We start from the raw sequence: 24,865 nt of genomic DNA, 5'->3' as shown, positions 1-24,865 counted from the left end.
ATTCCGCCCATGGCCTTCATGGACGAGCGGTACCTGCTGGACGGCGACGCGGCCCACCGGCTCTACCGGGCCATCGAGGACCTCCCGATCGTCGACCCGCACAACCACGTCGACCTCGCGGAGGTCGTCGAGAACGAGCCGTGGCGCGACGTCTGGGAGGTCGAGGGCGCGACCGACCACTACGTCTGGCAGCTGATGCGCGAGCGCGGCGTCCCCGAGGAGAAGATCACCGGCGGCGCCTCCAACCGCGAGAAGTGGGACGCACTGGCCGAGGTGTTCCCCGACTTCGCGGGCAACCCGACCTACGAGTGGGTCCACCTCGACCTGCGGCGACGGTTCGGCATCGAGAAGCCCGTCAGCGCGGAGACCGCCGACGAGATCTGGGAGGAGACCGAGCGCCGGCTCGCCGAGCCGGAGATGCGACCGCAGGCCGTGCTCCGGGACATGGACGTCGAGGTGCTGTGCAGCAGCGACGACCCGACCGACGACCTCGCGTACCACGAGCGCGCCGTCGAGGAAATCGAGGGCGTCGACGTCCGGCCGACGTGGCGGCCCGACCGGGCGCTGAAGATCGACGCCGCGGCGTGGTCGTCGTTCGTCGCGGACCTCGACGCGGCCACCGACGTCGACGTGGCGGGCGGCGGCTTCGGGGCCTTCCTGGACGCGCTGGCGGCGACCCACGACTACTTCGCCGAGCGCGGCTGCGTCGCCTGCGACGTCGGGACGGGGACCGACCCGGTCTCGAAGCCAGTGAGCCGCGAGCGCGCCGCCGCGGTGTACGAGAAGGCCCGCCGGGGCGAGAACCTCACGCCCGGGGAGGTCGAGGACTACCGGGCGTTCCTGCTGGAGTTCGTCGGCGAGCTCAACAGCGACGCCGGCTGGGTGACCCAGCTCCACGTCGGCGCGGTCCGGGACTACCGCGCGTCGCTGTTCGACGAACTCGGCCCGAACGCCGGCGGCGACGTCTCGACCCAGGACGTCGACCTGGTCGCGGACCTCGACCACTTCCTCGACCGGTTCGACGGCGAGATGGACATCGTCCTCTACGTGCTCGACCCGACCCACTACCCGGACGCGACGGTGGTGGCCCGGGCGTACCCCAACGTGAGCGTCGGGCCGGCCTGGTGGTTCAACGACAGCCCGTTCGGCATCGCGAACCAGCTGGAGCGGGTCGCCTCGGTCGACCTGCTCGCGAACTTCGCGGGGATGGTCAGCGACTCCCGGAAGCTGGTGTCGTACGGCTCGCGGTTCGAGATGTTCCGCCGGACCCTGGCGAACGTCGTCGGCCGGATGGTCGAACGGGGGCAGATTCCGTACGACAACGCCGAGCGACTGGTCCGGCGCGTCGCCTACGACCGGCCGAAGGAACTGTACGGGCTCTGACCCGGCGCCGGCCCCCTGTTCCGGACCGCGACCGGTCGGAAGCGGCTCGCCGGACGCCCCGCACCGACAGAACCAAGTCGCCGGTCGCCGGTGCTATCGGGTATGAGCGAGCGACTCAGCGGAGAGACCGCGATCGTCACCGGGTCGAGCCAGGGCATCGGGAAGGGGATCGCCGAGCGATTCGCCGCGGAGGGCGCGAACGTCGTCGTCAACTCCCGGTCGGCCGACCGCGCCGAGGCGGTCGCCGAGGAGATCGAGGAGGCGGGCGGCACCGCCATCGGCGTCGAGGCCGACGTCACCGACGAGGACGAGATGGCCGCGCTGGTCGAGACCACGGTCGAGGAGTTCGGCCGGCTCGACGTGATGGTCAACAACGCCGGCGTCACGACGCTCGGCCCGGCCGAGGAGTTCGACGTCGAGGCGTGGCGAGAGGTCGTCGACGTCGACCTGGTCGGGACGTTCATCGGCTGTCGGGCGGCGGGCCGCCGGATGATCGAGCAGGACGGCGAGGGCGCCATCCTCAACGTCTCGTCGCTGATGGGCGGGCGCGGGCTCCAGCTCCGGTCGCCGTACTGCGCGTCGAAGGCTGGCGTGAACAACCTCACCCGGACCCTCGCGGTCGAGTGGGCCGAGCACGACGTCTACGTCAACGCGCTGGCGCCGGGGTTCATCTGGACCGAGATCACCGACCAGACCCAGAGCTCGGGCGGCTACACCGACGACGACATCCGCGACCGGACGCCGCTGGGCCGGTTCGGCTCCGTCGAGGAGATGGCCGAGTGCGCGCTGTTCCTGGTCGGGCGGAACAACTTCGTCACGGGCGAGGTGCTGTACGCCGACGGCGGCTGGCAGGCCTACGGCTGGGGCAGCGGCGACCAGTAGGACAGCCGGACGGCGCGAGCCGTCGAATCGGGATGGCGCGCCACCCCGTTCTGAAATGCCGGCCGGTCGTTCACCGATACAGAACAGCGGGAACCGACGACCGGCGCGGAGCGCCGGTCAGTAGTTGACGTTGAGCTCGATGACGTTCGCGGCGTTGAGCACGCGCTCGGAGAGGTCGCCGTGGAGGTCGTCGTCGCTCACCCGGCGGGCGGGCGCCGAGACGCTGACAGCGCCCAGCACCTCGTCCGAGGACGACTTCACGGGCGCGGCGATGCAGCGCAGCCCCTCGAGGCGCTCGCCGTCGTCGATGGCGTAGCCCCGCTCGCGGACCTCGGCGAGCGTCTCGTCGAGCTCCTCGCGCGTCCCGATGCTGGCGGCCGTCTTGCGCTCCAGGCCGCGGCGCTCGACGATCTCGTCGACCCGCTCCTCGGGGAGGTACGCGAGGATGGCCTTGCCGAGCGCGGTCGTGTGGAGGTTGACCCGGAGGCCGGCGTAGGTGTCGAGGTCGACGGCCTTCTCGCCCTTGGCGCGCATCAGGTAGACGCCCAGCCCCTGCTCCTCGACCAGCAGGTTGGCGAGCTCGCCGGTCTCCTCGGCGAGCAGCTTGATCTCGGGCTCGGCGACCTGGTAGATCTCCATCGACTTGCGGGTGTTGCCGCCCACTTCCAGGAACTTCAGCCCGAGCCGGTACTCCTCGCCGACCTGCTCGACGTAGCCGTGCTCCCGGAGCGTGGTCAGGTGGTTGTGGACCGTGCTCTTGCCCATGTCGAGCTCGTCGGCGAGTTCGGTCACCCGACACTGGCCCTGCTCCATCAGCTCCTCGACCAGCCGGAGCGTCTTTTCGGTCGTGCGAACAGGGTGTTTGGCCTCCATGGTTAGGTAATTCTTGCGGCCGACCGGCATAAGCGTTCTGGATGTCAGAACACCCGTTCGCGATAGCTGGCCGGCGCGGGTTCCCCCGGCCGGTCCGGTCGCTGGTGAACGCGCACGTCGACACCATCGAGACGGTCGTCGAGGCGTCCGGGTCGGGCGACGTCGACGAGGCGTTCCGGGGGTTCCTGCTCGACCCCCGGGTCCGGACGCTTCAGACCGAGGCGGCTCGCGACGCGTTCGCGGAGTTCGTCGCGGCCGAGGAGGAGTACCTGCGGGACCGGAACCTCGCCGAGTCGGCCGTGCTTGCCGAGTCGGAAGCACACTCCCGTTCGAGTGGACGTGCCGGCGGTGTGTCGTTCGGCGACCACGGCAGTCTCGGACGGCGACGCCGCCATCGCGGGATTCATTACCGGGGTCCACGTTCTCCCGACCGTGACAGCCAACGGAGACAGCGTCGTCGTCACCGGAGCGCTGGGTGGCGCCGGCCGATGGGTCGTGGACAGGCTGGTCGACGGCGGGTACGACGTCGTCGGCCTCGACCGGCGGCTCCCCGAGGGCGACGTCCCCGCGGGGGCGGACTTCTTCGCGGTCGACCTGACCGACGGCGGCGAGACCGCCGAGCTCGTCGCCGACGCCGCCCCGGACGCGGTCGTCCACCTGGCCGCCATCCCCGACCCGCTGAACCACGCCGGGTCGCGGGTGTTCGAGAACAACGTCCTGAGCACGTACGCGGTGCTCGACGCGGCCGGCCGGGCCGGCGCGCGGGTCGTCTGGGCCTCCAGCGAGTCGGCCTACGGCTTCCCGTTCGCCGACTCCGTGCTGGAGCCCGAGTACCTCCCCATCGACGAGGCCCACCCGCTCCGGCCCGAGGACCCCTACGGCGCCTCGAAGGTGGCGGGCGAGGCGGTCGCCGCGATGGTGGCCCGGCGCGACGGGGTGCCCGTGGCGTCGATCCGCCCCTCGTGGATACAGTACCCCGGGCGCTACCGGGTCGCCGACGTCCGGGCGGCGTTCGACCTCGACGACCTGGCGGACGCCCCCGACGGCGCGCCCGACGCGGAGGGGGTCGGCAACTTCTGGTCGTACGTCGACGTCCGGGACTTCGCGGGGATGGTCAAGGCCGCGCTCCGGGCCGACCTCGACGGCCACGAGCCGTACCTGTGTCACGCCCCGGAGAACTACCTCGGGGTCGAGACCGCCCGGCTGTTCGAGGCGCTGTACGACGACGGGCCGGACGCGAGCGCGCTGGAGGGCGAGGCGTCGGCGTTCACCACCGCGAAGGCCGAGCGCGACCTGTCGTGGAGCGCCGAGCACGACTGGCGGACCGCCGAGGACGAGGCCGTCGACGGGCCGGAGTTCAGGTAACCCCCGGAAGCCGTCACAGCGACCCGGACGGTGGGTCGCCGACTCCGGACCCCCGAGCGAGACGCGGGGTCGATGGTTCGCGTCCGATTCGCTAGTTTCCGTTCGGTACGACAGTCGTCTCTCGGCGCAGGTCGCGTCAGTCGGCGCCGTGTGGCGGCGCGTAACCGCAGTTCCGACAGGTCACGGTACCGTTGACGCGTCTGATGCGACCGGCGCAGCGGGCGCAGTTCGTCTCCATGGAATCCAGGGACGGTTCGACAGTACATGAACCTTTATGCGACGATCGTCGAACTCCCGGCACCGGCGAGTCGCTCGTGCCGGCCGCGGTCGACTGTTACCGGTTCCGGGCCGGCGAGCGGAAGCGGATCAGCCGCGACTACCGACCGGGCGGCGCGCCCGGCGACGATCGAATCGACGGTTGACGGGGCACCCCCATTTATTTCCGCCAGTAATTATCTGAGACACCAGTCACCTCAGAAATCCCATACTAAATTGCCGCATCGCGTCCGTTATCGCGTCGTTCACCCGGTCCGCGGATTTTATTCTCTGTATTGGACGGTAAATTGTAATGTCCAATATGCATACCATGTGGCGGCATTCGATGGGTGGTGACCAGCCCGAACCGAATCACAGTTACATCGCTCACTGCCGACGTCGAGCCGATCGCGCTGTCGATGAACCACAGGAAACTTGACGGACGTTCATCTGATGCCGCTCGAGAGGATGTTCGGTTGCTTTTCGGGCGGGAACGGCGGCGTTTCCGGTAACAACCCGGTAATATTCGGAATATCGTGACACCTCGTAAGGGAAATCGTTATACTATCGCTACCGTACTTAGGCGTATGAACCAAGCGAGCCAGGACGTCGCCGCCCTCCACGCCGAGAACGTGGGCGGCATCGACGAGACCGACGTGGAGCTCTCGCCGGGCGTCACCGTCCTCGCGGGGCGGAACGCGACGAACCGGACGTCGTTCCTGCAGGCCATCATGACCGCGATGGGCAGCGACCAGACGACCCTGAAAGGCGACGCCGAGGCGGGTGTCGTCGAACTCCGGGTGGGCGACGAGACCTACCGGCGGACCCTCGAACGCAACGGGGACACCGTCGTCCGATCGGGCGACAGCTACCTCGACGACCCGTCGCTGGCCGAGTTGTTCGCGTTCCTGCTCGAGCAGAACGAGGCCCGCCGGGCGGTGGCCCGCGGCGACGACCTGCGCGAGATCATCATGCGGCCGATCGACACCGACGAGATCGAGGCCGAGATCGAGTCGCTGAAGGCCGAGCGCGACCAGATCGACGCCCAGCTCGAGCACATCGAGGACCGCAAGCGCGATCTTCCGGAGCTCGAGCAGCGCCGGAGCGAGCTCGAGGCCGAGATCGAGGAGACCCGCGAGGCGCTGGCCGAGAAGGAGGCCGAGATCGAGTCGCTCGACGACGATCCGGCCGAGTCGACGGGCGAGAACGAGGTCGACTCCGCGCTCGCGGAGCTCCGGGAGACGCGCTCGGAGCTCGAGGACGTCCGGTACGACATCGACACCGAGGAGGAGAGCCTCGACTCGCTGCGGGCCGAGCTCCGGGAGCGACGCGAGGAGCTCGAGGAGCTGCCCGACGCCCCCGAGCCCGACGAGGAGATCGACGAGCGGCTCCAGCAGCTCCGCGACGAGAAGCAGCGGCTCGACGCCGACATCAGCCAGCTCCAGAGCGCCATCTCGTTCAACGAGGAGATGCTCGACTCCCACGACGAGCGGGTCTTCCAGCACGACGGCGGCACCCAGGTGAAGGACGGCTCGGTGACCGACCAGCTGGTCGACGCCGACCCCGAGGTGACCTGCTGGACCTGCGGGTCGACGGTCGCCCAGTCGAACATCGAGACCACCCTCGACGAGCTCAAGGACCGGCGCGCCGAGAAGATCGAGGCCGTCTCGGAGCTCGAGGACGACATCGAGTCGCTGCTGGACGAGCGCCGCGAGCGCCGCGAGCGCGTCCAGCGGCGTCAGACGGTCGAGCAGCGAGTCGAGGGACTCGAAGACGAGATCGAGGAGCGCGAGCGGCGCCTCGAGGACCACAAGCGCCGGGCCGAGGAGCTGCGCGAGGACATCGAGTCGCTCGAGGAGGAGGTCGAGGAGGCCGACGACGGCACCAGCGAGGTGCTCGAACACCACCGCGAGGCAAACGAGCTGGAGTTCGAGCTCGGCCAGCTCGAGTCCGAGCTCGACTCGATCACCGAGGAGATACAGGTCATCGAGGAGCAGCTCGACGAGGAGTCGACGCTCGAACAGCGCCGCGAGGAGATCGGCGACGAGCTGGTCGACCTCCGGACGCGGATCGACCAGGTCGAGCAGGAGGCCATCGAGCAGTTCAACGAGCACATGGCCGCCATCCTCGACATCCTCGCGTACGAGAACATCGACCGCATCTGGATCGAGCGGGTCAACCGGGAGGTCCGGGAGGGGCGCCAGAAGGTCGAGCGGACCCAGTTCGAGCTCCACGTCGTGCGCACGACCGGGAACGGCGCGACCTACGAGGACACGGTCGACCACCTCTCGGAGAGCGAGCGGGAGGTGACCGGGCTGATCTTCGCGCTGGCGGGCTACCTGGTCCACGAACTGTACGAGGAGGTGCCGTTCATGCTGCTGGACTCGCTGGAGGCCATCGACTCCGAGCGGATCGCCGGGCTGGTCGACTACTTCGCGGACTTCGCGCCGTACCTGGTCGTGGCGCTGCTGATCGAGGACGCCGAGGCGCTCGACGACGAGTACGACCGCGTCACCGAGATCTGACCGTCGGGTTCGCGGACCCGACCGTCACGCTTCGCAGTCGCAGCCGCCCCGTTGGAGCAGTTCGTCGTAGGAGTACTGGGCACCGCAGTCCTCGCAGAGCACGGTGACGTCGACGAGCACGCGGCTCTCGCCGAGCGCGAGCTCGTCGGCGTTCCGGAGCTGGTCGAGGTTCCCCTCGGCGACCGAGACGGTGCGGGCCCGCAGCCGCCGGACGCTCTCGGCGACCTTCTCGACCCGGTCGTCGCCGGCCGAGTCGTCGTACTCCGCCTCGCGGACGTCCTTCAGGTACGTTCGGATCGCCTGGTAGGAGACGAAGTCCCGCTCCAGCGACTCGACGTCGACGCCGTTGCGGTCGAGCCGGCGGCGGGCGTCGGTCCGCATCCCGCTGGAGACCTCGTCGTCGGTCAGCAGCCGATAGATGTTCTCGACCTCGCCGTCGAGCGCCGCCATCCCCGCCTCTTCCATCGCGGCCGCGAGCAGTTCGCGGTTGAACAGGTCCGCGAGGTCGCGCAGGCTGCGCCGCTCGACGCCCTCGCCAAGCCAGGCGGCCTCGAGTCGTTCGCCGAACTCCGCCCCGAGGTCGTAGCGCTCGAGGAGTCGCCCGACCTTCGTCGTCGGCCCGTCGTCGGCTGGCTCTGCCATTTGTTCCACAGAGGCGGCGAACACTACTTAACAATCTCGCTCCCCGGGACACCGGTCCCGAGGGAGGCACCGGACGGGACCCGTCCCCGATGGTTTTATACCAGTTCGACTTCGTGTGGGAGTATGAACCACGGGCTCGTCGTCTTCGAGGACACGGACACCCACAGGAATCTGCTGCGCGAGGCGGGCGAGTACGCGACCGCCACCGACGCCGGCCTGCTGCTGCTCGCGTTCCTCGACGAGGAGTCGTACGAGGCGGACCTCGAAACGCTGGAATCGGTCGGCCGGGTCGAGAACGTCAGTTACGGCAGCGACGCCATCCTGGAGGCCGCGGTCGACGACATCCGCGACGTGGCCGAGGACGTCCTCGACGGACTCGACGCCGAGTTCGACATCGCCGTGACGGTCGCCGACGAGGACGAGCGCGCCAAGCGCGTGATCAACGCCGGCGACGAGTACGACTGCGACCACGCCTTCATCGTCGGCAGGAGCCGGTCGCCGACGGGGAAGGCGATCTTCGGCGACTTCGCGCAGCGGGTGATCCTCAACTTCGACGGCTACGTGACCACCGCGACCAACTGATCCGGCGGTGCCCGCTCGCGGGACCGAACCGAACGGTTCGAGGTCTCTCGAAACGCCTGTCTGCGTTCCGTAACGGGCTGGGACGGCACCAAGTAATTACGATCACAACGAGGCGCTCACCGTGACGGAATCGGGAGAAAGCCAAGGGCCGGCTTTAGGGCTGAAGGTTAAAGCCCTGCACTTCAAAGTAATAAATGAAGATGGGGACCAGAGACCAAATCGAACACCTCCAAAAACGAATCAAGAAACGTTCAGGTCTGTCCGATGAGCCACTTGAGGACGACGCACCGTCGATCTCAGAAGACAATGCCGAGGTCCTTCTCGAATTCAGCCGGCAGTTGGACCTGCTCAGTTCGAAGTACGGCGACTACAGGCATCTCAAACTGCTCCGCCACTGCGTCATCATGGCAGAGCAGGTCGGCGGGCTCGCAGACGCGCTCGAAAGTCGAGACGCTGCCGAAGAGATCGTCGTTTGGATCAACCGAGAACGCGCTCCACCTGAGTTCAGCGAAGAGACGAACCAGGACTACCGAGTCGCCCTTCGGATCTTCGGGAAGCGTGTCCTCAAGATGGCTGATGATGAGATGCCGGACTCACTAGCGTGGGTTCCGACAGGCACCAGCAACTCCTACGACCCCTCACCCAGTCGGACGGACATGCTGGACTGGGAGGAGGCCAAGCGGATGGCTGACGAAGGAACGACCAATAAACGCGACAAGGCACTCATCACGGTCGCCCACGAACTCGGGCCGAGAGGACAAGAAATGCACGAGGTCCGGATGGGCCAAGTCAACGATGCCGACCATGGAATACAGATCATTCTCGACGGGAAACAAGGGGAACACTCCGTCACACTGATCAACAGCACCCCCCACTTGCAGCAGTGGCTCAGTGAGCACCCCGCACCGGATGACGACGAGGCATACCTCTGGTGCAACCTGGATGACGCGTACGACAACGCTAGCTACCAGACCTTCCTCGGCCGCTTCAAGGAAGCGGGGCGTCGAGCTGACATCGACAAGCCCGTAACGCCGACCAACTTCAGAAAGTCGAACACGTACTGGCTCGCTAAACAGGGAGCCAATGAATCGTTCATCAACGAGCGCCAAGGCAGAACGCCGACATCCGACCACGCGCGGCGGTACATCGCAGCATTCGGCCCCGAGAACGAGAACAACCAGTACGCAGAACTTCAGGGTCTGGACGTGGAGACAGAAAAAACGGAAGATCGGACACCGCTCACGTGTCCCCGGTGCGATAAAGAAACCCCCCGCGACGAACCGTTCTGCGTCTGGTGTCACCAGGCAATGGAACCCGACGCTGTTGATGAACTCGAAAAGGAAGAATCCAAACAGCGCCGCGAGTTACTCCGGTTGGCGAAGGAGAACCCAGAACTGCTAGATGCAGTCGAAGACATAGAGCCACTCATCGAAACGCTCGGGGGAGATGCAGAGGTGATCAATACGGCGAAAGACTTCGTCGAAGCAACTGAGTAACCGAGAAGGGTACGCGTCCGAGCCACAGGATTGAGGGGTCCAGAAATGGACGACTAGATGACAAATCCTCCCGGGAGTAACTTGGATTCCGTGGCAGAAAAGTGAACACGCCTACTAAAAGCTAGATTGTCGGGTGAGAATGACTTTTCCTGTGGAGTTCCATATCGTTTCTGTTTGTCTGTTTTTCGTTGACAGCCACGCAGGTTTTGCTTAGAAGAAAAATCGGGTGACTGAGCTTGGATCGGATAAGAAGATACTCGGAGGATTGTGACTTGCTCCGAATTCATTCGCTGCCGTATGGCGGTTTTCGAGTTTCCGGGGCTTCAACATGAAACCGAGAATAGGGGGAGTTAGAGTAGTAACGCTGTTGTCAGTATGTCAAAGGGAGATATATAAACATCAAATCTTCTGGCAGGAGAGAGTAGTAGTCCAGAGATGTGTGATGGGGAACAATCCTCGGCGTTGAGAGTTAGATGAACGTCACTTGGTTTCCAAGGTGTGAGGGTCATCCCAGTGGTGAACGACTCCTGTGTCAGTGAATTCTGGAACTGAATTTCGGAAGCCACGCCTCCCCCGGGATTCTATCACGGAAATCAGATCGTCCGGGATGTCACGATTAAGCGTGACTTCCACGTACTTTTCTTCCACCTGTGTTTGTGGATTCATTCTGAGGTCAGCACTAATCGTTACGAGGCCTTTGTTCGAAGCTGCGTTCAACCATCGTTCTAACGTTCCACCGTCTGCGCGGATGTGATCAGCAAGGTCTTGTCGTCGTTGCGGTCCACGAAGTAACAGATAGACGATCTCGTAACCGGGTTTCTTCTTCAGTAGATCAATAATGTCGTTCCTTCGCATGAACACGGTTTGAACGGGTTATTTTTAAAACCTCGTCAGAGGTGCTTCTGGCGGCGAATGACGATTAATAAAACCTTCCCTGTGGAGGTGTCTCCGCTCAAACGCGGCTAATACTAGCCCGCAAGGTAGTATTGCGTATGAAGACGTCCAAGGATCCCGAACAATACGTCAACGAGAACGCCGAGCAGCTAGTCCGCATTATCAAGCACTCGTCGAAGTCATTTCCTCGGGCACTGGCTCTCGCAGCGCTCGTGGAGTACGGAGATGACCCGGCAGTTGAATCAGTTGCTGTGGAGCTTGAGCAGTTCGTCGAATACAGTGAGAAGGACGCTGAGGACCACTGAGCCATGCCTGAAGAACAGTACCATAAGACATACTTAGAGGAGCAGTTGCCAGTTGAGCTTCGAGAGCAACTGCGAGCCGATAACCTTGATCCAACTCATCTACCCACCTACGAGTACCTCAACTCGAAAGGATTCGAGACACGGGGTCTGAACCAGGCCGTCAAGCGTCACTACGGAGACGAGATGACGCTACACAAATTCCTCAAGGAACAAGGGTTCGGCTATCGAGGCGGCGAGGAGTGGCCTACTACACACCCCGAGACACTCGGATTACTCAATGGGTACCGGGACTCTCGGAAGAACCGGAATGGTGATCGAGATCCCACGGTCGCAACGATGGAATCTGCTATGAGAGGGATCCTTCACACGATCCAAGATCTCCATGGCACCAGCAACCTCCTCCACTTCGCCCGGTACGAAGCTGCCGATGAAAAATACGAGGTGAACGAGCAAGTGGAGGAGGTCATTGATACCATAAAGGCGGAGAAATCAGATGGAGCCGCGGAGAACTACATCCGGTACTGGAAGGACTTCTACGAGTACGCTGCTGTACGCACGCGAATCGATCATAACCCGGTGATGGAGGTTGAAGGGCAGTACAGCTTCGATTACACCCCCCAGAAGGATCGACAGCCAGTCGCGGACGAACAGATACGCACCTTGTGGGAAACGCTGAAGCACCTTCCTGAGAGAGAGCATCTCTCCGAGCCAGTTGCGAATTTAGCCGACCGCCATGGCCTCCAAGAGTGGCAGGTGATGATGATGACGCTTATCGTACTCGGGGTTAGTGTCGGGCCACGCGCCAGTGACATTACTCGAAGCAGCTGTCGAGAGCATTGGGTGTTAGACGAGAATCCACACATCAAGTTCCCCGTGCGGAAAAACCTACCAGGACAGGTGCCAGTGCTTACGCATCCCGAGTTTCTGCAGGCCTATATCGACTACATGGAGGCAACAAGACCGAACTGGAACGGAAAACCATTCCCCAGTAAGGAGTCGGAGAAAGGATCTCGATCTGCAAAGACACTCAACAACTGGTTGAAAGCACTGTGTATCGAAGCCAATGTCGAACTTGATGACGGTCGCTACCCCACCCTCCAGAACCTCCGACAAACCTGGCACAATCAATACCTGGAAGTCCTCCGTGTGAACCAAGTCCGACTGCAGTTGGTCGCCGACGAACAAGGCACCAAAGATGAGGATCAGATCGATATCAGCTATCGAACTGCCGAAGAGGAACGAGAATCGATACGTTCCTTGGCCAGCCGGAAGTTCGAAGAGCTACTTCCGCTATCTGAACTGCCGGCAATCATGGCCAACACGCTGAATGAATCAGAGTACTACGACAAACAGACCGACCTTGACGAGTTCTAAGCACCTTACTCCCACTGTAGCACGCGTGTGGAATCGAGGAATCCGGGTACATCAGCTACTAGGGCGACGCAAAGGCCTCGAACCCCTACGACGAGTCCGCGCAGAACCAGAAGATCAAGGCTGCCTTTGAAGATGCCGCGGCCAGTCAGCGCGAGGACGTCCCGCCCGTCCTCGTGTTCCGCAAACCCGAATCAGGCGTCGTCGAATTCTGCGGCCTCTGTGTTCCCGACCACTTCGAAGTCCGCGCGTACCAGGCCGATAACGGCACGCAGGCCCCCCACTACCAGTTCCACTTTTCGACCCCCAACACCAACGCCGTCCCCGTCACGTGGCTGCACGAACGCGCCCAGCAGAATGACGACAGCGCGGCACCGGACGCCTGGCAGTACTGGGTTCAGACCGGAGAGGTTGTCCAGTGGCCGACCGGCGAGACGCTCGATCAGAGCGGTCGGGTTCGCCGCTATGAAACGTCCGAAACCGTGGTCAGTGACGCCTTCCGAGAAGAAACGTTTGACCGGTATGACCACGCGTGCACGATGACCGGGATTCGGGAAGACGACCTGCTCGACCTCGCGCATATCCTCCCGCGAAGTCAGCATCCTGATCTCGCAGAACACCCGGCGAATGTCATCATGCTAAACTCGCTCCATCACCGAGCCTTCGACGCTGCGTTATTCGCAATCGACAGCGACTACCGCATCCGTGCTAGCCCGTCATTCGATCCAGCGCGTCCGTTCCTCCGCGAAACTATTCTCAGCCGGGAAGGCGAACAACTCGCATTCCCATCTGGCGCACAAGTACAACCGTCGTTCCTAGAAGAACTCAACACCAGCCTCTCGTGACTCTAGTTTGCCCGTCTCGATACCACAGCCGCAACAGACCTCAACTCGTTCCCACTCGACACGGTCAGGAAAACCCCTTATATTAACATCTCTACACTGAATATGAGAAGTATCTGGAGGTACACCTAGTGACGTTTCAAGAACGACTCCGCTCGATAGAAGAGCGGTACAACATAGATGAGAGCGAACACGCACGGGAACTGGGCCGTGCCGTCGCCCATCTCCAGGACTAATACTGCTACCCGTCTACCAGCGAATCGACGTAGTCTTCAAGCGCTTCATACACGACACTGAACTCGGGGAGATCTGCGACCAAATCGGGAAGCGTGTGCTGCCACCCGTCACGGATCTCATCCCGTTTCTCTCCGGGAAGCCCGTCCCGAAGATCAATGTCCAGCCCGTCGTGTTCACACTTCCGCGAAAATGCCGGGAGAATAACCGAATCGTCGATGTCGGCTTCCGTAGTCATTCGATAGAGGTCGTAGTAGTCACGAGCCTGAGATCGCTGGAAGAGCGCTCGTAACTTCTCCGCGAAGATCTCCTCCAGGCTGTACGCAGTCAACTCGAATTCGGGGACATCCTCGTAGCGGTGGTGATGATTCACTGAATCGAACGCCACGTATTCGTCGATCATCACGTCGAGACTCGTCGTGTTCTTGTGACCGAGAATAGCGTTGTACTGGATATCGATATCGACGTAGTGTGTCGGATACGCTTCTTTCTGCAGTTCGCGGTGTTTGGTCACCTCGAAGTCGATACCGGAGGCTCTCGTCGCATCTTCCAATGTGGTTTGTAACCCCGCTTCGCTCCCGTGATACTCTCCCTCGACACCGAAATCGAGGTCTTCCGAGTACCGCCACGTCTCCGGGAAGTACAACTTGCTGAGTGCAGTTCCGCCTTTGAACAACAGGTTGTCACCGTAGTGACTCGTGTAGATTGCCCACAGGATCCACGAATTGACGTAGTTCTTCTCCGCGTAGCCGAGGCGTACATCTAACTCTCTGGCCTGCCGTCGAAGTTGCGCTTCAGAAATCATGAGAACTCATCCGGAAGGAACGATTCGGGGGCGACGTTCAGACGGAGTTGATACTTGCTGTCGCGGGTTCCCTTCGCTTCTCTCGTCGGATCAAGCAGTGGGTACCCTGTTGTGAAGTTCTCGACGAGGTCCTCATACTCTGGCAGGGAGATATCCAACTGGTCGGCGAGATACACGAGTCGCTTCGTTGCGGCACCGTTCCCGACTCGCCGCAGGTACTCGACGACTCGATCCCACGAACATTGCGTGTCAACAGCGTTCTGCATCGCCTTCGCAAGCTCGCTGATACCCCCGCAGAACTCCGGGTGATCGGCGCAATCGACCAGCGTCTTTTCGATACTCGATATGTTCACCTGGTTCGACCCGACCGCAGTTGGTTGATAGCCGAAGAACTTCTGCTCAGTGACGGTCACGGGTCGATACGTGACCCCGTGGATTTCACGCTCTTGAGCGCGCTCTGTCGTCACGATGTACACCGTTCGAGACAGCTGCTCCGTCAGCCCGTGATGGTTGAGCGCGCTCCAATACCCGATGTACATCGGCTCCATGAGCGCGGACGCGATCACGAACTCGTGTTCGGTATACACGGCGTCCTCGCCCGCAGCGAGCGGCAGGATGAGGTACTTCCCGTGGGCGATCCGCTCAAGCCATCCTTTCTCCTTCAGCGCATACGCCATGTCCTTAGCCGACTTCCGCGGAATGTCAAGGACGCCCGCGATATCGCTGATGGTGATGACCTGGTGATTCTCGCTTGCGAGTCGTGACAGTGCCTGCGACTCACGCGTCGACAGGCTCTTCCGTTGAGACTCTTCCTCGTTTGTTGGCTCCATAGCCGCTCAGCGTACATAGACTCTAAATCCCATCATGGATAAAGGTGCCCGTTGATATCTAGTCCGGAGAAAGTTGTCTCTGCAACCGCTCAGCCTACATAGAATCTAAACAAGGCCCCATAGGGTAACTGGAAACTAAGTGTAGCCAGTGGTTTTCCTCCCTATGGATTCACACGTCGGCGTGGACTGGGCAAGCGGATCATGGGTTGTTGTCGAGGCAACCACAGAGACAACCGACGTCGGGGCAGAACCCTCATTGCTGAACGTCTGGCACGAGTATGGAGATCGAGCGAGCGAGATCCTCGTGGACATCCCAGTCCACCTAGAAGTGAAGGGAACCGAGAGTGTGACCAAGAAGCCAAGGACTTCCTCGGTTCGCGTGGCAGCACCGTCTTCTGGACACCGAACAGCGATGCCGTGAGAGCTAACGATTACGAAGAGGCCGTTGCGAGCAATACGGGAGGACTGGGCAGCCACAGTTGGGGACTCATCCCGCGTATCCGAGAAGTGAACGCACTGCTGGATGAAGTCGAGGCTGCACGTGAGACGGTCTACGAGAGCCATCCAGAGGTGTGCTTCAAAGCATACCACGGCGACGATCTTCCGCCGAAGCAAGGCGATGCAGGCTTCGAAGCCCGGAAAGACTGTCTCATCAAGAACGGCGGCGAATCCTTCCAACCAGTACTAGACCTTGTTGACGAGCGGCAAGCAAACAGCAGCTGGCACCACCGCATCCAGTCTGGCCGCGTCGACGACGTCCTCGACGCCGCCATCCTCGCGCTAACAGCACGCGAATCTACAGGCGACTACTTGACCCTCCCAGATAATGCCGACCCCACCTGCGACCCCTCTATTGTCTATCCAGGCACCTGACCCGTTACTGAGGAACACGCTATTCTCCAAGAAACTCACATCACTGGCTCCTCTGAAGCACTCAGAACCTGCTAGGAGTATTTTTCTAGCTTTAGAGGTTGTATCGATCTCAGAAATCTGCTACCATATGAGGAACTCACCAAGACCACGGTATGGCCAGAATACCGTGATAGCAATAGATTTACCTCCATTCCACAAGTCTCCAGAATAATGACTATTCTGGAAGGTGCGACGCGATGGGGCGATGGCGACCCGACAACCGTTCAGGATGCCGCCGTTACCTGCCCTAACTGTGGCGAAACCGTATTTGCACAAACGATAGGCGATGTGACGTGCGATGCCTGTGACGAGACGTTCTACGCTAGCGACCATCGCTCAGAACCGTGCTCAGCGGTGGAGTGTGGCGATTGCGGGGAAGCGATCTCGTTCGTCCAAGAACATCGATGCACCATCGGCGAGTGGGAAGCCTACCACTGCCACCACTGCAGCAAGAACATCGCCATCGAAACCGACGACGGGCCACAACCACCGGAGCGATTATTACAAACAGACTGGGTGCTGACTGGTCAGCCACCGGGCGACGTAGGGATAAATGTCACCGACGGGGTGTGGATGACTCGTCCCCGGACTACACGGGAGGAGTTTGCAACAGAAGTCCTGAACATCGAAGCGAAAGCGAACGATTCCAGCTTCAACGCCTACATTCCCGGGGAGACGAACGCACATCTGTGCTTTAACGAGGAGTACTGCATCGGCTACATCACGTGGAACTACGACAGCGAGCAACCAGAACTCGGGCAGCTATACATCCTGCCGACATTCCGTGAACAGGGTATCGGCTCCGCATTCGTCGAAGCCTGGCGGGACGATGTCGCTGGTTCAGATGCACGGTTCAACGTCAATAATCCGAATTCCAACATGTTCCGGTTGCTACGGAGCATCGGCGTAATCGAGGTCACGGAAGAAGGACCAGAGTTCCGTGGATGCGACATCACCGGCCACTGGTTCGATGTCCCCGATGAATGGAAAGAACGTTCGCCGAATACAGACTGATCTCAATCGCCATTCGGAATAGGACTCCGCCTGTGGGTGACGATGTTATTCAGGCCACAAGAGTCGTTTCTGACTCGGTAGATCAGGCAGCACGAAGAAGACGTACTGACCAACGCAACGACCACTATGCTGACTATCCACCCGGTCTACAGCTTAGCCTCGATAAATCATCACCATTCGAGAGGTTCCATAGGGCCGTTTCGACCCCTCCCATCTTCGTTTGAAAAACTAAGTTCTGGATTGCTCAAGGACACTGCATAATGAATTCGCAGTTTGTGGAGCACATCGAACACCCCGAGTCCAGATATCTCCAAGAAGCTCAGCAAAGCGCCTATAACCGCGTCCGCGAGCGCCTGAATGAGCATCACATGACCGATGTCCCCGAACAAGTTCTTGAAAAACTCACGTACGCCTATTACCACGACTGGGAGCAGAACAACCCATCCTACGTCTTCTTACTTGCAGACCCTGGAGTCCCAGGAGAGCACGTCGTCTTCGAGGCGAACGCTTACGCCGGCCTCGACACCAACGACTATCGAAAAAAGGTACACGTTGACCAGCGATTCGGCGCTCGATGGTTGGCGAAGAAACGCTACACCGACTTCACTTCAGAATTTATCCAGCAGTGCCACGAACACGGGTTAGTCGATGTCGACATGCCGTGGTGGCAGTATCTGCTCTCTGGGACCTTCTTCGATGATTTCTACATGACGGACGTAGTGAAATACCGAGAACATAGTCCCTCTAAAGCAGCCCTTGATGCCTCAGTCCGCCTCGGCGTGATCCGCGAATTGGAACATATCGACCCTGACTTGATCTTCACCTTCGGCAACCGAGCTTGGAACGCCGTCCGGACACACCTCCAAGCAGAGCCAGTCAGCGACATCGACGATCAATCCTCAATCACCGAAGTCCACGGGAAGCCCCACCGAGCAACACGAGAGTACGACGTCGCAATCATTCCCTGCGGACATATGAGCCCCCAGTTTCGCGGCGCACAAATCAGCCACGAGGAATACATGGAACGTATCGCATCCGGCATTGAGACCTGTTAAGATAGTTCGATTCTAAGGGTGTTGCTCAGACGCTGTGCCAGTGTCCCCCAACCCTAATGACGGGCCGTTTTTATCCATTTTTGACCTCAGACACTTTTCGGGACCAACCCAACCAAGGTTAAGATTCACCGATACGCGTGAAGGGACATGGCAGAACATCTCACGCTGAAATCATTCCCGGCTTATCAGATAGCAGGAGAAGGATGGCAGAACATCTTCGCCACTAGTAGTGGAAACTATGACGAAGGTCACGTCATTTCACGATTATTAGCAGTACTCGCGCACGATACAGTACCAATATCACTTGGAGTCGCACTCACTAACGCGTTGACGAACACTAATACCGATGAGTCGGAAGTGGACTTTGTCACTATTGATAGGGAGTTCTCACCGGGTGAATATCCGTCTCAGGGAGAGCCTCGGTACGTTGTCGGTATCTCCCGATACGGGGAAGACGTGCTGGAGGCTGCCCCTGCCGATAGACAGGCACGTGCTGATGGACTAATTCAGCTTATTGCTCCCGACAAAAGCCCAGTTTTGACCGTAATCATAGAAGCGAAGCGTGGATCTAATTCCCTATCTGCGGAACAACTTAACCGATATGAGACTCGTTTTAATGCTGACAGTGGCTTCCGAACCAGATCTTGGGGGGATGTTTGCAAGACGCTCCACACAGTGGCCTTAGGGCTGGGAGATTCAACAGCAGGTGTCTTGGTACGGGAACTTACTGCTTTCCTTTGGGAGCAAGAAGTCGGCAAACGGTTTGGAGCTACAGAGTATGATGACGGTGGAGTAATCCCGGAACATCGATTCTGGTGGGAGGTTCGAAGAGGTAATAACGGCCCTGAAGTCAGAATAGTTGATGAATATCGACCCCAGGATTCCGAGGACATAGATATGGAAAATGTCGATTCAGTTTCTGAATTATACGACACGTACACATCCTCATGGTACGACGAAACGGAGTTAGACAGCCTGTTCAATAATATTCCAGAGAGAGTCCTCAATAAATCACTGCTCAATCCCCCGACTAGTAATAAATCGAGACTTGAGGTTCTCACCGACTGGGCTCAGAAAGCGCGACAGAACGGTGAACTACATCGAGAAAACTTCGCCGGAAACCCCCGAAGAGGGATAGGTGAATTCCAACAAGGGGGCCAGATTGCACAACTCCATCTTGGGTTAGATGGGTCGCCGGTACTGAAGTTTCACACCTACAAAGGCAACGGACAATGGGGATCTCCACTGACACTAACAGAGCACGAGTTTGAGACCGTGATTGAAGCGATGCCAAGAGATGTTCGGCATGCTCTACTCGTAGAGCGAGACTTCTCAGTTCTGGATAAATTTCTTGAATTCAGATAATGAACGCGGGTTTACTCCCCCTTCTGTGATTTTGCTTCTCGCCACTGTTTTTTCTGGTTGTCAGACGCGGCACGTTCGACAATTACAGGTTCTCCTTCCCCAGGCACTAACCGGAGTTCTCCATCCTGAATAACGACATCGACTACATCGGTTTCGACAGGATCAATACCTAATCGGAGAAGATCGGGACCAGTAAGGTGAATACTGCACCCGAGAGGAGTGCCATCACGATGTCGTGTAATTCGTGCCGACCGAACGACTTCCGCTTCAGTTCCATCGTCAGACATTCAACCCCTCATTCGAGGGATACTGACAACAATTAACCGATAGAGAGGATTGTCAGGCTGGTTCAAACGTCCTATTCAGAGGTATGTCCTGGCCACGTGTGGCCAGGTCGTTGCGTGTCACGCTCGTTTCGGTGCTGGAATTCCGCCTGTCGGAGGTCTTGTCGCTCCAGATCTTTTTCGAAAAACTCAGCCGCACTGAGGTTCTCCTTGATGCTTCTCGATAGCCGCCGCATTGTTCGCTTATCCAGCTCAACGGATTCAGCGAGCTGTTTGAAATCCTTTGTCTCCGAAATTCGTTGAGCATCCGTCTTCTGCAGATGTGCGAAGCGATTGTAGTTGACGATGACCCGGATGACTGTTAACGCCACTTTCTCGATCCGTTTGTTCTGTCCAAAGTCGTCGAGATTCAACAAAAGCATCGCCCGTACTGCCTCATCTCGCTGGAACTGAGTGACATCAAGCCGGGAGCAGTATGCTTGTGTGATTCGTTTCTTGTCGAGCCGAGCAAGTCGCGCGCTCAGCGTCCCATCTGACGGATGCCGTCCTTCGTTGTGTTCAGCGAGACGGTCTGCCGGTGTTCGGAACCGAGAAAACTTAGAGTGGCTATACCGCTCTGACGCATTCCCAATAGAGGTCTCCCCGACAGGTTCGTACCCAACAGCATAGGATTCCACATCGACCCCCCATGCCGGCGGCAGCTCTCCGTCCCCTTCGTCCTCGTGTATGGGCCCTGCGCGATAATCTAACCGGGCACCCGTAGTGATCTCCCGGATAGCATCGTCAATAGTAGCAGTTTCCCACACCGATTGACTCATCCATTAACCCTGTACCGGAAGCGGTCTTTAATGCAGCGCTGCTGAACAGTCCGGAGAGCAACAGGATCCAGAATCAGAGGAGGGGTGCCTGCTTAATTTTGGTTTAAGTATGGTCCTGCGACAATACTATTATTGAGGGGTTCCCGGCTGAGGTGGCTCGGAGAGCCAGCGAGGGTATACCGATTTTCCGGCCTCTATTCGAGGCCTTCCCCGATACCCTCTACCTGCCTTATGGCAGGTCACGAAGATTGGCTCGACTTCGTCACCTAAGGGTTACCTTTGGCGCTCGCCCGCGAAGGATTACACGAAGGGGCTTCGGGCCCTTTGACCCTACGTGGAGCGACGTCAGGAGATGACTCCATGGATTGCGAAGGGTATTCAACGTTCTGAGCAGCAGCCTTGCTTCGGTTACCATCCCGCTGAAGTGAACTTGATCTCAGAGCATCGTCACCGAACGTAGCGTGTAGCTTGCCGGTCCGGTATTCCCCTCACCCGACGGCGAGATAGCGATTCTCAGAGACCGTTCGTACGACTGAGCACACTTCGGCAGGGCAAGATCCGTCCTGCCGACCAGAGGATTCTACCCATGAACACGAAAACCACCAGCGACCAGCATCAGCGTCCAGTTGTGTCGTCCCACGCAGCAGACGAGTACGGCAACCGGTTCGACAACGGAGACATCCCCCTCGCAACAGCGTGGGAACGCGGTGTACGAGTCGAAGCACCGGACAAAGACTACCACGAGGCTCGACTCCACCCGCTGATGGACCTCCTGATGACCTGCAAGAACGGCGTCATCACCACCGTGATGTACGCCAGTAAGACACGGGTTTACGCTCCAGGAAAAGTCCGGTGTCAGGGGTGTGGTCATCCCCACGAACCGCTTCGAACAAACGAGACCTGTCCGTGGTGTGGTTCGACCGCCGAGGCAGGCCGGAGCACCGGAGCGATCAGCATCACTCGAAAGGGAGGTGACTGAGATGGCGCAAAAGCAGGGACTCGCTGATCTCGCAGATCTCTCAGGGTCAGGAGACAATGTCCTGGTCAAAGCTCAGGTCACTTGTGAGCAAGACCTGAACAGCCATCGGCCCTACCAGAAAGGGCTCCTCTGGGACAAGTCGATGAACTACGGAGACATCCGGGCCTTCGTTGTCTACGACCCTGACGTTCGACTGGAACCTGGAAAGGTCTACATCCTGAACGGCAAAGACCACTACTACGACCCCCGAGACGAAGTCCAGCTCATGCTCCACGATGGAGCCTATGTGAAGGAGCTCTACGACACCAACTCGTGAGCCCCCGACCCCTATTTTTTATCCACCTCTGGTGTGCTCAGTCGTCGATTGGGTTTGCGGGTTTCATTATTGCCCTACATTGAGAGTCCTATTACGGGGTCTCTGGATTTATGTAATGACACTCCAATACAGATGATAGATGCCAGGATTCCACAAGCACAAGGGCGCAGGCTCCTATTATTTCGTCCCGAAGCGACACGGTGACTTCCACACCTACCAACTGGAACCCGAAGCACGAGACATGGTTCTTGCAACCGGGAACGAAGATGGAGATATCGTCTCGTGGGATATTTTCTATACGTTGAACGACCTCGGCCTCCTCTACTTCAAGAACAGCGATGCCGACCCCCGGGACACGGCACCAGACCCATCGGCTGTCGATTTCGATATAGTGAGCGAACTTTCAGTTGAGAAGCGATGTGCGTTCGTAGAACGCGTACTGACCCATTACGAGCTCCACGAAGTGGATTCAAACGCATTCCATCGAGTCGTCGTTTCCCTCAGTGAAGCATCCTCCAACCAACTGGATTCCGTCCTTGACAAAATCCTCGATCACACCCCTGCTTCCGCCGAATGCATTACTCCGCTAATGTTCTTTGTTGAAGAAGATCTGCCCGACGAGTTCGATTCCGTTGCATTAGCGGTCGTTCTTCACTACGCGTACGTTGTTGTACGCCAGGACGACAATGCATCAACTATCGTCGATCTCTACGACGGTGAATCTTTCTGTGAGACTGAAGACTACATCTATTATCTCGTTAGTGCTGATCTCTGGGATACTGAAGACGACGTTCACCGCCTCGATATCACGCTCCCAGAGACCTACCAAGAAGGGTTCAAAATTGGTGAGGTAGATGAAGATGCTTTCCTGTCCCTCTGTGAGAGTGTACTTTCAGCCTCACTGCGTGTGGTTCTTGGCGAAAAAGAATCCCGTATCGGTCGAACTGTGATTGAAGGATTATCCGAGGTTGACGATACGTCCCTATTCGTTGCGCCCAAGGAGAGCGTTAGTGGCACTGATGAGGATACTCTTTCGGAGATAGTAGCTTCATTCGACGAATCGATGTGAGTAGTGCTTCAGGATTATCCCTTGTCCGTGGACTCTGATTTACCCAAGAATATCTAGAACATCGCTTCTAGGTACTGCATCAGTCTCTAGATCCCAGGCTGATTAATGAACTTTGGAGTCTACTTGTGGACTCCCTCACCTCGACTCAATACGAGGTGCTGCAATCTCACGAGTACCTGCTTGACCCTGGCCAAGTGGACGCGAACCGACGCGCTTCCATCCGCGCGGCACTACTGACGTACCCTGACGACGAGGACGTAGAAGACCAAGAAGAACCGTCACCCGTGATCGACTACACTGGTCTGGATCCACGACAGGGTTCACGCTACCGGCAGTACCGGTACTTAGCATGGGGCGACGAAGCTGACTCTCTCCCCGTTCAAATTGGATTTCCATAGGACCGACTGTCACAACAACGACTGATCGAATCACTCACGGCTCACACCGTCACGTCTTCCGCCACTGTCGTTTCATACAGGCGGTCAATAATTTCGACCAGCTCCGAGTTTTCGATGGCTATCTCCCGGACAGCTTCTGCTAGAGCTTCGACGTACGCGTCGAAGAAGTCCGCGTGGGCATCGACGTTGATGTCGTACTCAGCACGGAGGAGATTCGACTTGTTCCCCGTAATCGTGAAATTCGTCTCTTCAATTACCTCCGCGACCTCCGTGTTAGCGTCACTGAATCGCGCTGCGAAGTTATTGTAGAAGCTATCGTGGCCTGACGGTGCATTTCGAAGAGAGACGATCAAGGTGTGATCGCGGACAGCCTCCGTCCGATGCCGGTCAAGCCGGTGAACCAGCCCAACCCTCGCATTCGGTTTGGTCGCATCTGAAACTGGGCGATTCTCATCTAGCTTCGTCCACCACTCCCGAGGGAACAGCCACGACCAATCTGACTTCCCCTGCCGGAACGTCCACTGCCGACGGTCACCCGTCTCCATCTGCACCTGAACTGCAGCGTACTCCTCCGGCGCATCTGCATCCTCAATAAGTTCAGCCCCCGTTAGTGTCTGCGATAGCCGCCTTCCCCACGTCGCTTCGAACTCCGACCATTTCTCCTCAAACGCCGCCTCCAACTCTGAGATCACACCGTAGTTCTCGACGTACAATTCCACCTTCTCTTGCTGATTCTCTTGATAATCCGTCATAGTGAGTTCACTCCGAATCGTGTCGACGAAGTCTCTCAACTGCGCCGTGGTTCGCGCCGGGTACTCATCGTAGCTCTCAATCAAGAACGACTGTAGCTCTGCCGCCAGCCACTCCCACGAGATATGCACAAATTCTTCAGCGGCTGGGGATGACGCGGATTCCGGGGCCAAGAACACGTAGTGCTGGCCGTCGGATGGGACCTCGGACTTGTCAAGCCCGATCCCGTCGAACGAATCGACACCGACGTACCGTTCTGTCTGGTCTTGCCCTTCTGACGCATGGACTTTCAATTCCCAGCAGATGAACCACTCATCGGATGCCCACAGAACGACATCGGGAACCCCGTCCGACGTGGATACCTCTTGAGCTATCTGGATGTCGTCGATGTCGAATCGAGAAAATGCGTACTCCAGATCGTCTCGATCAGACAACGCCGCCAAAACGTGTTCTAACACGGCGTGTTCGAGACCATGCGGCGCGTATGGCGTCAGGAAATGAACAAGAAACTGCTGCCAGTCACGCTCCTGCGTGCTTCGGCCAAGCACCTGCAGCGTAGTTGGCGGGGGTTCCTCCGCCTCCGGAAGCGCAGCAAGTTGCTGCCGTATCATCGCTAATTCT

24 protein-coding genes and 1 pseudogene are annotated in these 24,865 nt (G+C 59.3%); 17 read left to right on the top strand and 8 right to left on the bottom strand.

Annotated elements, in window-relative coordinates; translation table 11 throughout:
- The first annotated feature begins 9 nt into the window (after positions 1-9).
- Together uxaC and ACQUQF_RS18135 are read left to right on the top strand one after the other, a co-directional pair.
- Complete coding sequence (gene uxaC / locus ACQUQF_RS18140; protein WP_435180538.1) at positions 10-1,383, top strand: glucuronate isomerase; 1,374 nt, start codon at positions 10-12, stop codon at positions 1,381-1,383.
- A 102-nt stretch (positions 1,384-1,485) separates the two neighbouring features.
- Positions 1,486-2,265: an SDR family NAD(P)-dependent oxidoreductase gene (locus ACQUQF_RS18135; RefSeq protein WP_435180537.1), complete on the top strand. Its 780-nt coding sequence runs from the start codon at positions 1,486-1,488 to the stop codon at positions 2,263-2,265.
- A 117-nt stretch (positions 2,266-2,382) separates the two neighbouring features.
- Here the strand turns inward: ACQUQF_RS18135 and ACQUQF_RS18130 are convergent, their stop codons facing one another.
- A complete protein-coding gene (locus ACQUQF_RS18130; RefSeq protein ID WP_435180536.1) occupies positions 2,383-3,138 on the bottom strand; it encodes an IclR family transcriptional regulator in 756 nt (251 codons plus the stop codon).
- A gap of 44 nt (positions 3,139-3,182) precedes the next feature.
- The gene (locus ACQUQF_RS18125) at positions 3,183-3,581 is read right to left on the bottom strand and encodes a hypothetical protein (RefSeq protein WP_435180535.1); all 399 of its coding nucleotides are present in this window, start codon (positions 3,579-3,581) and stop codon (positions 3,183-3,185) included.
- Here ACQUQF_RS18125 and ACQUQF_RS18120 point away from each other — a divergent pair.
- Positions 3,571-4,503, top strand: a complete 933-nt coding sequence (locus ACQUQF_RS18120) for an NAD-dependent epimerase/dehydratase family protein (RefSeq protein ID WP_435180534.1) — start codon at positions 3,571-3,573, stop codon at positions 4,501-4,503. The genes ACQUQF_RS18125 and ACQUQF_RS18120 overlap by 11 nt on opposite strands.
- An 842-nt stretch (positions 4,504-5,345) precedes the next feature.
- Positions 5,346-7,283, top strand: coding sequence for an archaea-specific SMC-related protein (locus tag ACQUQF_RS18115; RefSeq protein WP_435180533.1), 1,938 nt, complete (start codon positions 5,346-5,348; stop codon positions 7,281-7,283).
- A gap of 24 nt (positions 7,284-7,307) precedes the next feature.
- Here ACQUQF_RS18115 and rdfA read toward each other — a convergent pair whose 3' ends face one another.
- Positions 7,308-7,925 (bottom strand): rod-determining factor RdfA, encoded by a 618-nt coding sequence (rdfA, locus tag ACQUQF_RS18110; RefSeq protein WP_435180532.1) that lies wholly within the window; start codon positions 7,923-7,925, stop codon positions 7,308-7,310.
- A 123-nt stretch (positions 7,926-8,048) separates the two neighbouring features.
- Between rdfA and ACQUQF_RS18105 the strand changes: the two genes are divergently transcribed.
- Positions 8,049-8,507 (top strand): universal stress protein, encoded by a 459-nt coding sequence (locus ACQUQF_RS18105; RefSeq protein WP_435180531.1) that lies wholly within the window; start codon positions 8,049-8,051, stop codon positions 8,505-8,507.
- Between the two features lie 200 nt (positions 8,508-8,707).
- Positions 8,708-10,003 carry a tyrosine-type recombinase/integrase gene (locus ACQUQF_RS18100; protein ID WP_435180530.1) on the top strand — a complete coding sequence of 432 codons (1,296 nt, stop codon included), beginning with the start codon at positions 8,708-8,710 and terminating at the stop codon, positions 10,001-10,003.
- Between the two features lie 480 nt (positions 10,004-10,483).
- Here the strand turns inward: ACQUQF_RS18100 and ACQUQF_RS18095 are convergent, their stop codons facing one another.
- Positions 10,484-10,858 carry a hypothetical protein gene (locus tag ACQUQF_RS18095; RefSeq protein ID WP_435180529.1) on the bottom strand — a complete coding sequence of 125 codons (375 nt, stop codon included), beginning with the start codon at positions 10,856-10,858 and terminating at the stop codon, positions 10,484-10,486.
- A 137-nt stretch (positions 10,859-10,995) separates the two neighbouring features.
- Between ACQUQF_RS18095 and ACQUQF_RS18090 the strand changes: the two genes are divergently transcribed.
- From ACQUQF_RS18090 to ACQUQF_RS18075, 4 genes and pseudogenes are all read left to right on the top strand, one after another.
- Positions 10,996-11,202 (top strand): hypothetical protein, encoded by a 207-nt coding sequence (locus ACQUQF_RS18090; protein ID WP_435180528.1) that lies wholly within the window; start codon positions 10,996-10,998, stop codon positions 11,200-11,202.
- A gap of 3 nt (positions 11,203-11,205) precedes the next feature.
- On the top strand, positions 11,206-12,576 hold the full coding sequence (locus tag ACQUQF_RS18085; RefSeq protein WP_435180527.1) for a hypothetical protein: 1,371 nt from the start codon (positions 11,206-11,208) through the stop codon (positions 12,574-12,576).
- 74 nt (positions 12,577-12,650) lie between these two features.
- Positions 12,651-12,968 (top strand): annotated as a pseudogene (locus ACQUQF_RS18080) (HNH endonuclease); the annotation flags it as partial.
- Between the two features lie 144 nt (positions 12,969-13,112).
- Positions 13,113-13,418, top strand: a complete 306-nt coding sequence (locus tag ACQUQF_RS18075; RefSeq protein WP_435180949.1) for an HNH endonuclease — start codon at positions 13,113-13,115, stop codon at positions 13,416-13,418.
- Between the two features lie 238 nt (positions 13,419-13,656).
- Here ACQUQF_RS18075 and ACQUQF_RS18070 read toward each other — a convergent pair whose 3' ends face one another.
- Positions 13,657-14,454, bottom strand: coding sequence for a nucleotidyl transferase AbiEii/AbiGii toxin family protein (locus ACQUQF_RS18070; protein ID WP_435180526.1), 798 nt, complete (start codon positions 14,452-14,454; stop codon positions 13,657-13,659).
- A complete protein-coding gene (locus ACQUQF_RS18065) occupies positions 14,451-15,284 on the bottom strand; it encodes a type IV toxin-antitoxin system AbiEi family antitoxin domain-containing protein (RefSeq protein ID WP_435180525.1) in 834 nt (277 codons plus the stop codon). Before ACQUQF_RS18065 ends, ACQUQF_RS18070 begins: the two co-directional genes overlap by 4 nt.
- Before the next feature lie 201 nt (positions 15,285-15,485).
- Here ACQUQF_RS18065 and ACQUQF_RS18060 point away from each other — a divergent pair, with 201 nt between their 5' ends.
- The 4 genes from ACQUQF_RS18060 to ACQUQF_RS18045 all read left to right on the top strand — a co-directional run bounded on the left by ACQUQF_RS18060 (position 15,486) and on the right by ACQUQF_RS18045 (position 19,630).
- Complete coding sequence (locus ACQUQF_RS18060; RefSeq protein ID WP_435180524.1) at positions 15,486-16,157, top strand: DUF429 domain-containing protein; 672 nt, start codon at positions 15,486-15,488, stop codon at positions 16,155-16,157.
- Positions 16,158-16,367: 210 nt separating this feature from the next.
- The gene (locus ACQUQF_RS18055; RefSeq protein WP_435180523.1) at positions 16,368-17,210 is read left to right on the top strand and encodes a hypothetical protein; all 843 of its coding nucleotides are present in this window, start codon (positions 16,368-16,370) and stop codon (positions 17,208-17,210) included.
- 260 nt (positions 17,211-17,470) lie between these two features.
- The gene (locus tag ACQUQF_RS18050) at positions 17,471-18,265 is read left to right on the top strand and encodes a uracil-DNA glycosylase family protein (protein WP_435180522.1); all 795 of its coding nucleotides are present in this window, start codon (positions 17,471-17,473) and stop codon (positions 18,263-18,265) included.
- Between the two features lie 147 nt (positions 18,266-18,412).
- The gene (locus tag ACQUQF_RS18045; RefSeq protein ID WP_435180521.1) at positions 18,413-19,630 is read left to right on the top strand and encodes a hypothetical protein; all 1,218 of its coding nucleotides are present in this window, start codon (positions 18,413-18,415) and stop codon (positions 19,628-19,630) included.
- Positions 19,631-19,988: 358 nt separating this feature from the next.
- On the opposite strand, the gene ACQUQF_RS18040 is transcribed toward ACQUQF_RS18045, so the two are convergent.
- Positions 19,989-20,732 (bottom strand): hypothetical protein, encoded by a 744-nt coding sequence (locus ACQUQF_RS18040; protein ID WP_435180520.1) that lies wholly within the window; start codon positions 20,730-20,732, stop codon positions 19,989-19,991.
- 586 nt (positions 20,733-21,318) lie between these two features.
- Between ACQUQF_RS18040 and ACQUQF_RS18035 the strand changes: the two genes are divergently transcribed.
- The 3 genes from ACQUQF_RS18035 (at position 21,319) to ACQUQF_RS18025 (ending at position 23,096) form a co-directional block, all read left to right on the top strand.
- On the top strand, positions 21,319-21,711 hold the full coding sequence (locus ACQUQF_RS18035) for a hydrogenase maturation nickel metallochaperone HypA (RefSeq protein WP_256288287.1): 393 nt from the start codon (positions 21,319-21,321) through the stop codon (positions 21,709-21,711).
- 1 nt (position 21,712) lies between these two features.
- Complete coding sequence (locus tag ACQUQF_RS18030) at positions 21,713-22,027, top strand: hypothetical protein (protein WP_310562445.1); 315 nt, start codon at positions 21,713-21,715, stop codon at positions 22,025-22,027.
- A 139-nt stretch (positions 22,028-22,166) separates the two neighbouring features.
- Entirely contained in the window at positions 22,167-23,096 is a 930-nt protein-coding gene (locus ACQUQF_RS18025; protein WP_435180519.1) for a hypothetical protein, read from the top strand.
- A 439-nt stretch (positions 23,097-23,535) separates the two neighbouring features.
- Here the strand turns inward: ACQUQF_RS18025 and ACQUQF_RS18020 are convergent, their stop codons facing one another.
- A complete protein-coding gene (locus ACQUQF_RS18020; protein WP_435180518.1) occupies positions 23,536-24,855 on the bottom strand; it encodes a PD-(D/E)XK nuclease family protein in 1,320 nt (439 codons plus the stop codon).
- Positions 24,856-24,865 lie beyond the last annotated feature (10 nt).

Origin of the sequence: Halorussus sp. AFM4, assembly GCF_051194995.1 — an archaeon.
In the GTDB taxonomy this organism is placed as follows: domain Archaea; phylum Halobacteriota; class Halobacteria; order Halobacteriales; family Haladaptataceae; genus Halorussus.
This window is presented reverse-complemented; position numbering and strand designations above follow the sequence as displayed.

Bases quoted from the DNA above. Each gene is read 5' to 3' on its own strand.
- uxaC (WP_435180538.1), top strand. From the start codon at position 10: ATGGCCTTCATGGACGAGCGGTACCTGCTGGACGGCGACGCGGCCCAC.
- ACQUQF_RS18135 (WP_435180537.1), top strand. From the start codon at position 1,486: ATGAGCGAGCGACTCAGCGGAGAGACCGCGATCGTCACCGGGTCGAGC.
- ACQUQF_RS18130 (WP_435180536.1), bottom strand. From the start codon at position 3,138: ATGGAGGCCAAACACCCTGTTCGCACGACCGAAAAGACGCTCCGGCTG.
- ACQUQF_RS18115 (WP_435180533.1), top strand. From the start codon at position 5,346: ATGAACCAAGCGAGCCAGGACGTCGCCGCCCTCCACGCCGAGAACGTG.
- rdfA (WP_435180532.1), bottom strand. From the start codon at position 7,925: ATGGCAGAGCCAGCCGACGACGGGCCGACGACGAAGGTCGGGCGACTC.
- ACQUQF_RS18105 (WP_435180531.1), top strand. From the start codon at position 8,049: ATGAACCACGGGCTCGTCGTCTTCGAGGACACGGACACCCACAGGAAT.
- ACQUQF_RS18100 (WP_435180530.1), top strand. From the start codon at position 8,708: ATGGGGACCAGAGACCAAATCGAACACCTCCAAAAACGAATCAAGAAA.
- ACQUQF_RS18095 (WP_435180529.1), bottom strand. From the start codon at position 10,858: ATGCGAAGGAACGACATTATTGATCTACTGAAGAAGAAACCCGGTTAC.
- ACQUQF_RS18090 (WP_435180528.1), top strand. From the start codon at position 10,996: ATGAAGACGTCCAAGGATCCCGAACAATACGTCAACGAGAACGCCGAG.
- ACQUQF_RS18085 (WP_435180527.1), top strand. From the start codon at position 11,206: ATGCCTGAAGAACAGTACCATAAGACATACTTAGAGGAGCAGTTGCCA.
- ACQUQF_RS18075 (WP_435180949.1), top strand. From the start codon at position 13,113: ATGACCGGGATTCGGGAAGACGACCTGCTCGACCTCGCGCATATCCTC.
- ACQUQF_RS18070 (WP_435180526.1), bottom strand. From the start codon at position 14,454: ATGATTTCTGAAGCGCAACTTCGACGGCAGGCCAGAGAGTTAGATGTA.
- ACQUQF_RS18065 (WP_435180525.1), bottom strand. From the start codon at position 15,284: ATGGAGCCAACAAACGAGGAAGAGTCTCAACGGAAGAGCCTGTCGACG.
- ACQUQF_RS18060 (WP_435180524.1), top strand. From the start codon at position 15,486: ATGGGTTGTTGTCGAGGCAACCACAGAGACAACCGACGTCGGGGCAGA.
- ACQUQF_RS18055 (WP_435180523.1), top strand. From the start codon at position 16,368: ATGACTATTCTGGAAGGTGCGACGCGATGGGGCGATGGCGACCCGACA.
- ACQUQF_RS18050 (WP_435180522.1), top strand. From the start codon at position 17,471: ATGAATTCGCAGTTTGTGGAGCACATCGAACACCCCGAGTCCAGATAT.
- ACQUQF_RS18045 (WP_435180521.1), top strand. From the start codon at position 18,413: ATGGCAGAACATCTCACGCTGAAATCATTCCCGGCTTATCAGATAGCA.
- ACQUQF_RS18040 (WP_435180520.1), bottom strand. From the start codon at position 20,732: ATGAGTCAATCGGTGTGGGAAACTGCTACTATTGACGATGCTATCCGG.
- ACQUQF_RS18035 (WP_256288287.1), top strand. From the start codon at position 21,319: ATGAACACGAAAACCACCAGCGACCAGCATCAGCGTCCAGTTGTGTCG.
- ACQUQF_RS18030 (WP_310562445.1), top strand. From the start codon at position 21,713: ATGGCGCAAAAGCAGGGACTCGCTGATCTCGCAGATCTCTCAGGGTCA.
- ACQUQF_RS18025 (WP_435180519.1), top strand. From the start codon at position 22,167: ATGCCAGGATTCCACAAGCACAAGGGCGCAGGCTCCTATTATTTCGTC.
- ACQUQF_RS18020 (WP_435180518.1), bottom strand. From the start codon at position 24,855: ATGATACGGCAGCAACTTGCTGCGCTTCCGGAGGCGGAGGAACCCCCG.